The organism is Sphingomonas sp., from assembly GCF_964263785.1.
Taxonomy (GTDB): domain Bacteria; phylum Pseudomonadota; class Alphaproteobacteria; order Sphingomonadales; family Sphingomonadaceae; genus Sphingomonas.
In genome coordinates, this window is sequence record NZ_CAXVWL010000048.1 from 22,108 (window position 1) to 31,950 (window position 9,843).

General features: G+C 69.0%; 8 protein-coding genes and 1 tRNA gene. 2 read left to right on the forward strand and 7 right to left on the reverse strand.

Going from position 1 to position 9,843, the window contains the following annotated elements:
• Positions 1-194: 194 nt before the first annotated feature.
• The 4 genes from ACE5C1_RS06140 to ACE5C1_RS06155 all read right to left on the reverse strand — a co-directional run bounded on the left by ACE5C1_RS06140 (position 195) and on the right by ACE5C1_RS06155 (position 4,330).
• Entirely contained in the window at positions 195-1,802 is a 1,608-nt protein-coding gene (locus ACE5C1_RS06140) for an ATP-binding protein (RefSeq protein WP_374943180.1), read from the reverse strand.
• Entirely contained in the window at positions 1,799-2,512 is a 714-nt protein-coding gene (locus ACE5C1_RS06145; protein ID WP_374943181.1) for a response regulator transcription factor, read from the reverse strand. The genes ACE5C1_RS06140 and ACE5C1_RS06145 overlap by 4 nt, the downstream gene beginning before the upstream one ends.
• On the reverse strand, positions 2,484-4,154 hold the full coding sequence (locus ACE5C1_RS06150; RefSeq protein WP_374943182.1) for a DUF4173 domain-containing protein: 1,671 nt from the start codon (positions 4,152-4,154) through the stop codon (positions 2,484-2,486). Before ACE5C1_RS06150 ends, ACE5C1_RS06145 begins: the two co-directional genes overlap by 29 nt.
• Before the next feature lie 86 nt (positions 4,155-4,240).
• Positions 4,241-4,330, reverse strand: a tRNA-Ser gene (locus ACE5C1_RS06155).
• Between the two features lie 152 nt (positions 4,331-4,482).
• On the opposite strand from ACE5C1_RS06155, the gene ACE5C1_RS06160 reads away from it, so the two are divergent.
• The gene (locus ACE5C1_RS06160; protein WP_374943183.1) at positions 4,483-5,211 is read left to right on the forward strand and encodes a DUF1134 domain-containing protein; all 729 of its coding nucleotides are present in this window, start codon (positions 4,483-4,485) and stop codon (positions 5,209-5,211) included.
• Between the two features lie 99 nt (positions 5,212-5,310).
• On the opposite strand, the gene pyrC is transcribed toward ACE5C1_RS06160, so the two are convergent.
• Positions 5,311-6,363, reverse strand: a complete 1,053-nt coding sequence (gene pyrC / locus ACE5C1_RS06165; RefSeq protein ID WP_374943184.1) for a dihydroorotase — start codon at positions 6,361-6,363, stop codon at positions 5,311-5,313.
• Positions 6,364-6,386: 23 nt separating this feature from the next.
• Here pyrC and ACE5C1_RS06170 point away from each other — a divergent pair, with 23 nt between their 5' ends.
• Positions 6,387-7,124, forward strand: coding sequence for a YgfZ/GcvT domain-containing protein (locus tag ACE5C1_RS06170; RefSeq protein WP_374943185.1), 738 nt, complete (start codon positions 6,387-6,389; stop codon positions 7,122-7,124).
• On the opposite strand, the gene ACE5C1_RS06175 is transcribed toward ACE5C1_RS06170, so the two are convergent.
• Together ACE5C1_RS06175 and flhA are read right to left on the reverse strand one after the other, a co-directional pair.
• A complete protein-coding gene (locus tag ACE5C1_RS06175; protein ID WP_374943186.1) occupies positions 7,108-7,854 on the reverse strand; it encodes a FliA/WhiG family RNA polymerase sigma factor in 747 nt (248 codons plus the stop codon). The genes ACE5C1_RS06170 and ACE5C1_RS06175 overlap by 17 nt on opposite strands.
• Positions 7,851-9,843 (reverse strand): flagellar biosynthesis protein FlhA (gene flhA / locus ACE5C1_RS06180; RefSeq protein ID WP_374943187.1); only part of this gene is annotated, 1,993 nt, incomplete at its 5' end. The genes flhA and ACE5C1_RS06175, both read right to left, overlap by 4 nt.

The following is a 9,843-nucleotide window of genomic DNA, read 5'->3' on the forward strand; positions in this document are numbered from 1 at the left end:
AAGCGGCAAGAGACCACTTTCCCACCATCGGTCGACTGTGCTGCTGTTGATCCAATAAGTCGGTAACGACCCTCCCCACGAGAGGACGCCTTAACGCAACGGGATACGATCAACCGATGGCGCCGACATTAATTGTGCGACCGACGAGTCGGCGCTCTTCGGTACAGGGAGAGTGACACCGTGGCGCTACCCTGTCAACATGGCGGTTGACGGCGGATGTTTGCCGTCTGCTTCGCCCGACCGGCCGCTTGCAGCCCGATACGGAACGATGCGCCCCGCCCGTCATTGTCGCGATCGAGCGCGATCGTACCCCGATACGCCCGCAACAGCGACCGCGTGATCGGCAGGCCGAGACCGGTTCCCCCAGATGCCCGGCGACTCGTGAAGAACGGCTCGAAGATGCGGTCGCGATCGCCCGCCGGTATTCCCGGCCCGTCGTCGCGGACCGTCAGCTCCAGGCAGGTGCCGACCTGGCGAACGGCGAGGAGGACGCCGAATGCGCCCGCCTGACGGCTGTTCTCGACCAGCCCCGCGACGCTCGCCTCGATCACCGCCGCGGGCACCATCGCGTCGGCGAGCCCATCCGGCAGGTCCAGCGCCACCGCGAACGCGCTGCCCGCATATGCGTCCGCGACCCGGCGCAGGGCGATGCCGAGCTCGGTCGCGGCGCCCTCCACCGGCTCGATCATGTCGGCGCGCGCGAGATCGAGCAGGCGGCTCACCAGCTGGTCCAGCCGCCCGGCATCCGCAGCCATGTTCGCCAGGAAGCGATCGCGGTCGGCGGGCGCCATGTCCGAATGGTCCTGCAGCAGCTCGACCGCGCTGCCGATGCCGGCAAGCGGCGTCTTGAACTCGTGGCTGACCGCATGCGCGAAGTCGCGCAGGTAGCGCGAGCGGCGCTCGATCGCTTCCGCCATCGCGCCGAAGTCGCGGTAGAGCGCCTGGATCTCGACCGCGGCCGTGGCGGGCGGCAACGGCACGCTGCCGCCTCCGCCCGCGACCGCGCGGGTCGCCTCGCCCAATTGCTCGACCGGCCGGACGATACCGCGCGAGAGCAGGCCGCTCAATACCACCAGTGCCGCGAAGATCAGGACGATCCCGAGCGCGATCTTGCCGCGGTCCTCATGGAGCCCGGCGAACAAGGCATTTGGCGCGCGCGACAGGAGCAGCACGCCGATCACCCGCCCGTTCGCCACGATCGGACGGGCATGATGGATGCGCAGGTCCGACGCCCGGCTCAGCCATTCGAAGGCGTACTCCGAGCGGTAGGAGCCGTTGCGGCGGAGCACCGTCGCGGGCCGGCCCATCAACGCGGACCGGACTTCCGGCAGCCGGTCGTAAGCGGACCCGGCGCGTGGGCCGAGGAGGATGCGCCCGTGCGCGTCGAGCAGCAGGATGGACGCGTGCGTCGTCCCAGCCGTCAGCCGGAGCACGGGGTCGAGGTGATCGCTCCAGGCGAGACTGGCGCCATTCGCTGGCTCGGACGCGGGATGCGGCGGTGGCCGCTCGGGCATGATACGGGTCGTGCGCAGATCGATCGACGGCGCTTGCGGCGCATGGCCGGTCGCCGTCGACGACGTCGCGGCGCCGGGCCATGCGACCGCCGCGGCCGCGGCCAGCGCGGCACCTTGCGCGACCAGCTCGGCCTCCGTCTGGCGCACGAGCGTGTTCTCGTAAACCCTCAGGAACAAGGCGCCCAAGCCCGGCAGTGCCGCCACGAAGACAAACGTCAGCAGCAGGATCGTGCGCAGCCGCAGTCGCGGCCAGTGCCGCCGGACGACCCGCTTGAACGCTTCGATCATCCCGCGCTGCAGGCCCCGAGCCGATAGCCGATCCCCGCGCGGGTCTCGATCACGTCCTCCGCTCCGGCCCGGGCGAACTTGCCGCGCAGGTTGCGGACGTGGCTGTCGATCGTGCGATCGGTGACCGCAAAGCCCGGACCATGCAGCCGGTCGATGATCGCCTCGCGGCTGAACACCTTGGAGGGCATCGCTGCCAACGTGCGAAGGATGCCGAACTCGGTGACGGTGAGCGGCACGGGGGCGCCCGCCCAGCTCGCCTGCCAGCCATCGGAATCGAGCATCAGGCGGCCATGTTTCAGCGGCGCGGTCGCGTCGGCCACGACGGGCGGGTGGCCCGCGGTGCGCCGCAGGATCGCCATGATGCGGGCGACCACCTCACGCGGGGAAAAGGGCTTGGTGACGTAATCGTCGGCACCGAGCTCGATGCCGAGCACGCGGTCGATCTCGTCGTCGCGACTGGACAGGAACAGGATCGGCACGTCGCCGCACTCCCCGTTGAGCCCGCGCAGCCGCCGGCAGACCTCGATGCCATCCATTCGCGGCATGTTGATGTCGAGCACGACGAGGTCCGGCGCGTGGGCCTCGACCGCAGCCAGCGCCGCTTCGCCGTCCTCCGCCTCGATCGTGTCGAGCCCGGCCTTGGCGAGCGCGAAGACGAGCAGCTGGCGGATATGAGGATCGTCATCGGCGACCAGGATCGTGCGGGGCATGGGACACTGGATCATCGCTCCCGTCCACGCGGTCAAGCCGGCTCTCCGGCGGCGGCGGCGTCTGCACCGCGCCGCCGCAATCGCGCCATGCCGGCCGGGCGACCGGTGCGGGTTGCGCCGGATGCACGCCCAGGCGCCTTTGCGCTTCGGCCAGCCTGCGTGCGCCACGCGGCGTCCATTCGCGCCAGCGATCCTGCCTGCCGGCAAGATCGACGAAGATCCGCGCGCGAACGTAGCGCACCCGATCGCGCGTGGCCGCATCCATCGGCCTTTGCTCAAGGTCGATGAGCGGATCGAGCGCGCCATCGCCGACCCGTTGCAGGTAGCACAGGTCGATTCTCTCCGGCGCCCGGGCACGAACGTTCCACGCGGCGGCGATGGCGCCGAGATCGGCGAACGCGCAGACGGCGAGGACGATGGCTGCCGCCGCGGCGTTCCAGTTGATCAGCCAGCGCGCGCTGCGGCCCGCCAGGATCCGCCAGCAGATCAGCACCAGACCGAGCGCCACCAGCACCATCCAGGCGAGCGCCGCGATGCGCCAGGCCGTCAGCATCGATGCCTCGATATAGTCGATCGTGCGCAGCGCGCTGGAGGCGACGAGCACCAGGTTCTGCGCGACCCACACAGTGACGAGCCGCCGTGCCAGCGGATGCCGTTCGCTCTCGCTGCCTGGACGCAGCATCGCCAGCGCCATCACGCCCGCGATCAGCGCGGTGCCGATCAGGGGGTAGGCGCCGCGATGGACATATTCGGTCTGGGTCATGCCCGCCGGAAGCGTGCCGCCGCTCCACAGAAAGGCGATGTCGAGCCCGTTCTGGACCGCGAAGATTGCGTTGAAGAGCGCCAGCGCGATCAGCACCGAAAGCAGCGATGTACCCGGCAGGCGCGGCTCCGGGTCCGGCAGTCGTCCCGCCAGACGCATGGCCGCGGCGTGGGGCCGGAGGCTCGGCCAAAGGCAAAGCGCCACCGCCACCCAGAGGAGCAGACGCCACACGGAGGGCAAGCGGATGGCAGCGAGCGCCTGTTCGACAAGCGGATTGGCGGCCGCGAAAAGCAGCAGGAACAGCGCGCCGCCGGCGAGCGGCAGAGCCAGCATCCCGGCAACCGCTCGCGGGCCGGTGCGCGCACTCTGCCGGCGCCGCCAGATGCGGCGGAGATCGCCGAACGGCTTGGCGATGCCGGTCACCGCATGGAGCGCCAGACGGACGCCCCAGTGCCACGCATCGTCGAATCCTGTCGCCTTGGGAAGCAGTGCGGCGATGGACAGCGCGCACCAGAACAGCGTCCAGGCGAGCAATCCGGGATCGTCGACGAGCGCAACCGCAAAGAGGGCGGCCGCGGCCAGCGCGAACCACGCCCGCCCGCTTCGCCGCACATCGCGTCGACCGACCAGCAGGCCGACCAGCCACGCGCCAGCGAAGCCGCCGATGCTTGCACCAGCAATGTCGTACGGGAACATCCGGTCGAACAGCACAACCAGCGCGGCGACCACCGCACCCTTCAACAGAAATCCACGCCGCATGACCACTCCCTTCGCGAGAAGCAGCGCCTGGCCACCGGCGATGGCGCGATGATCGGGCGTTTTGGAGCGTTCGGTGAAGAGATCGTGCAGGCTCGGTGCAGGAAGCACCTGGGGCAACATTTGCCGGGAAAGTGTCTCCCTAGCGGCGCCCGGAAATCGCCGCCCTCCCGCTTGGGTTGTTGTCCGAATGCCCGGAAAGGGCCTGCTGGCGGAGACGGAGGGATTCGAACCCTCGATACGGTTTCCCGTATGACGCTTTAGCAAAGCGTTGGTTTCAGCCACTCACCCACGTCTCCGGATGCGGCGTACCGGTGGGCTATAGCGGCGCGTTGGCGCCCGATCAACCGGCCCGCGGAATAGGTGGCAAAGGGCGTTCATTGCGTGGACAGGCGAACGCTGGTTAAGGTCGAGCGCGAACCGCATCGGACGGTCATCGGGGGGAGTGACAATGCGCAGCATCTGGATCGGACTGGCGGCAATCGGGCTGACCGTCGCGCCCTGCGCATCGGCGCAGGTGACGACGATCGATCCCAACCGCGCGATCGACGGCGATCTCGCGGGGCCCGCCCCGCGCCCGCAACCACGCGCTCCGCTGCCGCAAGATGCGCCGGTCGCCGCCGAACCCGCCGCCCCGGCACGAACCGCGCCCGTGGCGTCGGCCGATAGCCGCGCGGCCGCAGCGACCGCGGCCGAGGGCACCTATCGCCGCGACGACCTGATCGCGGCGGGCGAAGGTGTGTTCGGCAAGGGCGCCGCCGGGCTCGGCGGAATCATCGAACGCATCCTGAAGGACCAAGGCGAGCCCAATGCGTATATCGCCGGGCGCGAGGCGTCGGGCGCGTTCGTCGTCGGCGTGCGCTACGGCTCGGGGGTGATGAACCACAAGGTCGAGGGCGAGCAACCCGTCTACTGGACCGGGCCTTCGGTGGGCTTCGACATCGGCGGCGACGCCAACAAGGTGTTCGTGCTCGTCTACAACCTGTACGATAGCGCCGAACTGTTTCACCGCTTTCCCGCGGCGGAGGGCCGGCTGTATCTCGTCGGCGGCTTTGCGGCGACGTATCTGCGACGCGGCAACATCGTCCTGATCCCGGTGCGGTTGGGGGTCGGCTGGCGTGCGGGGGTCAACGTCGGGTACATGAATTTCACCCACAAGAGCCGGTGGTTGCCGTTTTAGCCCAAGTACGGCTTGCCGCAGGCTGCGGCAAGACTCGCACCGGATCGGCCGGCGTAGCGCAGCTGCCACCAACGACGTGGGCTTTGCCCACGGCGCTGCTCAGGTCGCTGCTACCCGCCACGCCAACATCTCGCCCGCATGGAACGGTACCACTCCCGCCACATGTCCCGGCACGCGCACCGTGTCGCGTACCAGCGTCACCGTCCCCGCGTTCAGCGGCAGCCCGTAGAAGCGCGCGCCATGCTCGCTCGCGAACTCCTCAAAGCGGTCGAGCGCCCCTTCCGCCTCGAACACCTGGAGGTAGCTCTCCAGCGCGAACGGGGCGTTGAAGATGCCTGCGCACCCGCAGGCCGATTCCTTGGCGCCGGGCGTATGCGGCGCGCTGTCGGTGCCCAGGAAAAATTTGGGCGATCCCGACACCGCCGCCGCGCGCACCGCCATCCGGTGCGTCTCGCGCTTGACCACGGGCAAGCAATAAGCGTGCGGCCGCAAGCCCCCGGCGAACAACGCGTTGCGGTTGAGGTGCAAATGCTGCGGGGTGATCGTGGCGGCGACCTGCGTCCCCGCCGCGGCCACGAAGTCCACGGCTTGGGCGGTAGTGATATGCTCCATCACGATCTTCAGCGCCGGCAAGTCGCGCACCAGCGGCGTCAGCACGCGATCGACGAACACCGCCTCCCGGTCGAAGATGTCGATCGCGGGATCGGTAACCTCGCCGTGAATCAGCAAGGGCATGCCGGCGCGCTGCATCGCTTCGAGCACCGGACGGATGCGCGCCGGATCGCTGACGCCGTGGGCCGAATTGGTGGTCGCGTTGGCGGGATACAGCTTACATGCCGCCCATACGCCCTCGCGGAACCCGCGGACGATCTCGGCCGGGTCGCTGTCGTCAGTCAGGTAGCAGGTCATCAGCGGGGTGAATGCGGTGCCCTCCGGCAACGCCGCCATGATCCGCTTGCGGTAGGCAATCGCGTGCTCGACGCGGGTCACCGGCGGCGACAGATTAGGCATGACGATCGCGCGCGCGAACTGCGCCGCCGTCCGGGGTGCGACCGCGTGCAGCATCGCGCCATCGCGCAGGTGGACATGCCAGTCGTCGGGACGCCGTATGGTCAGGGTGCGACTGGTGAGGGTGTGGGGTTCCGAAGCCATGCCGCAGTGCTTACCTTCCCCTGATGACCGGAACCACCCTTCCCGACCGCGCGCTGCTCCGACTGTCGGGCGACGACGTGCGCGGGTTCCTGCAGGGGCTTGTTACTGCCGACACGCAAGGGCCGTTGCCGCGCTGGGCGGCGCTGCTGACTCCGCAGGGCAAGGCGTTGTTCGACTTCATCCTGTGGGCCGACGGCGCGGACGTGCTGGTCGACTGCGAACGCGCGCAGGTGGATGCGCTGGCGCGGCGGCTGGCGATGTACCGGCTGCGCCGTGCGATCAGCATCGCTCGCGACGATACGCTGGCGGTGCACTGGTCCGCTGCCGAACCGTCCGGCGAGGCCTCGCCCGACCCACGCGTTACGACACTGGGCTGGCGCTGGCTGGCCGCGCCTGGCGACGCTGCCGAAGGCTGGCGCGCGCACCGGCTGGCGCTTGGCGTAACTGAGGGTGTGGGGGAACTGGGCACCGGCGAGACGCTCTGGCTCGAATGCAACGCCGCCGAGCTGGCCGGGGTCGATTTCACCAAAGGCTGTTACGTCGGTCAGGAGAACACCGCCCGGATGCACTATCGGGCCAAGGTGAACCGGCGGCTGGTCGTGGTGCCGCTGGGCGAGCCGAACGACCGGACGCGCGCGACCTATCCCGAGCTGGGCCTCGCCGTCGAGCACCGCCGCGTCGATGCGTTGGGCAATGCGATCGTGCCGGAGTGGCTTGCCTCCGCTCTTGCCGCTGCGCCGGACCCTATACCGAACCCTTGAGCGCACTGCGCAGCCGGTCGTGCGCCGCCTTCTTCAACTGGCACACTCGCGCCGCGCCGACGCCGAGCACCTGGCCGATCTCCTCCAGATTGAACTCCTCGACGTAGTAGAGCTGGATCACCTGCGCCTCGCGCTCGGGCAGCGCACCGATTGCCGCGATCAGCGCGGTCCGCAGGTCTGCCTCCGCAAGCTGCGCGAACGCATCGGGCGTGTCGTCGGCGAACCACGGCTGGTCGTCGGCATAGACCTCGTCGATCGAATCGAAGCGGACCGCCTCGGCGTTGGCGTACTCGGCGCGCAATTTGTCGACGGTGATGTTCAGATGCTCTGCGATCATGGATTCGTCCGGCGCCTTGCCCGTGCGGGCGGTTAAAGTGGAGATCGCGTCGTGATATTGCCGCCGCCGCCGCATCGCGCCGCGGGTCGTCGTCGCCTGCCGCCGCAGTTCGTCGATCATGGCACCCCGCAACCGCGTGGCGATATATTGGCGAAAGGTCACGACGCCGCGGTCCTCGAACCCCGCCGCCGCCTCGACCAGCGCGACCAGCCCGACTTGGATCAAATCCTCGACCTCGACGAGCGTGCTCATGCTGCCGTGGACATGCCACGCAATCTTGCGGACCAGCGGCAGATGCTGGCGCACCAGCGCGGTCGCGTCCCCGGCGCGCGCAGGCTTGTAGGTAAGCGGTTGGACATCCGCGAACGCGCCCTTCATCGGCTCCGCGCTCATGCCGCGAGCGCCTGGTGGGGCGTACCGATCACCGCGACGACCTCGCCCGCCTTCTCTTCGGGCACCTCGAAGAACGAGAGCACCGGCGTGTCGGGCAGGCAGGTCCGTACCAGCTTGCGGATCGCGACCCGGATCGCGGGCTGGACGACCAGGGCGAACGATTTCCCTTCCGCGACCAGCGGCTGCGCGGCGTGCTGGAGCGCTTCGACGATCCGCCGCCCGAGGTCGGGCTCGATCACATGACGGCGCCCGTGGTCGGCGCGCATCGCCTGGCCGAGCAGCCCTTCGAGCTGCCCCTCCAGCGTCATAACCCGCAGCGGCTCGCGCACCCCGCACAGTTTCTGGATGATCAGCGCGCCGAGCTGCGGGCGGATCAGCTCGACGATCTCGTCGGCATCCGCGCTTTTCTGCGCGGCGACCGCGATCGCGGCCGCGATGCGGCGGAAGTCCTTCAACGGGATGTTCTCCGATAGCAGGCCCTTCAGGACCTGGGTGAGGGTGGTGAGCGGCAGCGGCGCCGGGGTCAGCGAAGCGACGAGATGCCCCGCCCGGTCCTTCAAGCCGTCGAGCAGCGACTGGACCTCGTCGGGGCCGAGCAGATCGGCGGCATTCGCCCCCAACGCGTGGTTAAGATGGGTCGCCATGACGGTGCCCGGATCGACGACCAGATAGCCTGCGCCCGTCGCCGCATCGGCGTCGCCCGGCGCGATCCACGTCGCGTCGAGCCCGAAGGTCGGGTCCTTGGCGGCCTTGCCCATCAGCGCGCCGAACGCCTGGCCGGTGTCGAGCGCGAGCATCTCGTCGGGACTGACCTGGTCCTCGCCGACGACGACGCCGTTGACGATCAGCCGGTACGTGTAGGGCGGCAAGGCGATGTCGTCGCGCACCTTGACCTGCGGCACGACAAAGCCGAGTTCTTTCGACAATTGCCGCCGGACGCCGGTGATCCGCCCCATCAGCGGCGCGCCGCGGCGCTCGTCGGCGAGCGGCACCAGCCCGTAGCCGATGTCGATGTTGACCTGCATCCCCTCGGTCACCTCGTCCCAGCCGATCCGCGAGGCGTCGACCGGCTCGGCCGCGGCGACTGCCTCTATCGGCGCAGGCCGCCGCTCGATCTGGCGCAGCTTCCACGCCGCGAACCCGGCGATTCCGGCGAACGGCAGCAGCACGAAATGCGGCATGCCAGGCAGGATGCCGAGCAGGGTCAAGATGCCCGCCACCGGCGTCCACGTCCTGGAGCCGGAGAACTGCGACCCGATCTGGCCCGCCAAGTCCTTGTCCGAGCTCACCCGGGTCACGATCGCGGCGGCGGCGATCGACAGCATCAGGCTGGGCAATTGCGCTACCAGCGCGTCGCCGATCGCCAGCAGGATATAGGTCTTGGCCGCGACGCCGATGGAGAGGCCGTGGCTCACCGGCCCGAGGATCAGCCCGCCGATGACGTTGGCGGCGAGGATCAGCATCGCCGCGACCGCGTCGCCCTTCACGAACTTGGACGAGCCGTCCATCGACCCGTAAAAATCGGCCTCGGTCGACACCTCGACGCGGCGCGCTTTCGCCTGGTCGGGGGTGATGAGCCCGGCGTTGAGGTCGGCGTCGATCGCCATCTGCTTGCCCGGCAACGCGTCAAGGGTGAACCGCGCCGACACTTCGGACACGCGCCCCGCGCCCTTGGTCACCACGATCATGTTGATGATAACGAGGATGGTGAACACGAACAGCCCGACAACGTAATCGCCGCCGATCAGGAAGGTGCCGAACGCCTCGATGACGTGCCCGGCCGCCGCCTCGCCCTCATGCCCATGGACGAGCACGACGCGGGTGGAGGCGACGTTCAGGCCGAGGCGGAACAGCGTCGCGAACAGGAGCACGGTGGGAAAGGCGCTGAAATCGAGCGGCTTGCGCGCGTTCAACGCGACCATCAGCACCGCGAGGCTGATCGCGATGTTGGTGATGAAGAAGATGTCGAGCAGCTGTTTGGGGATGGGG

What these genes read in the sequence shown, in the direction of transcription:
- ACE5C1_RS06140 (WP_374943180.1), bottom strand. Translation starts at nt 1,802, where the DNA reads ATGATCGAAGCGTTCAAGCGGGTCGTCCGGCGGCACTGGCCGCGACTG.
- ACE5C1_RS06145 (WP_374943181.1), bottom strand. Translation starts at nt 2,512, where the DNA reads ATGCCCCGCACGATCCTGGTCGCCGATGACGATCCTCATATCCGCCAG.
- ACE5C1_RS06150 (WP_374943182.1), bottom strand. Translation starts at nt 4,154, where the DNA reads ATGTTGCCCCAGGTGCTTCCTGCACCGAGCCTGCACGATCTCTTCACC.
- ACE5C1_RS06160 (WP_374943183.1), top strand. Translation starts at nt 4,483, where the DNA reads ATGCGCAGCATCTGGATCGGACTGGCGGCAATCGGGCTGACCGTCGCG.
- pyrC (WP_374943184.1), bottom strand. Translation starts at nt 6,363, where the DNA reads ATGGCTTCGGAACCCCACACCCTCACCAGTCGCACCCTGACCATACGG.
- ACE5C1_RS06170 (WP_374943185.1), top strand. Translation starts at nt 6,387, where the DNA reads ATGACCGGAACCACCCTTCCCGACCGCGCGCTGCTCCGACTGTCGGGC.
- ACE5C1_RS06175 (WP_374943186.1), bottom strand. Translation starts at nt 7,854, where the DNA reads ATGAGCGCGGAGCCGATGAAGGGCGCGTTCGCGGATGTCCAACCGCTT.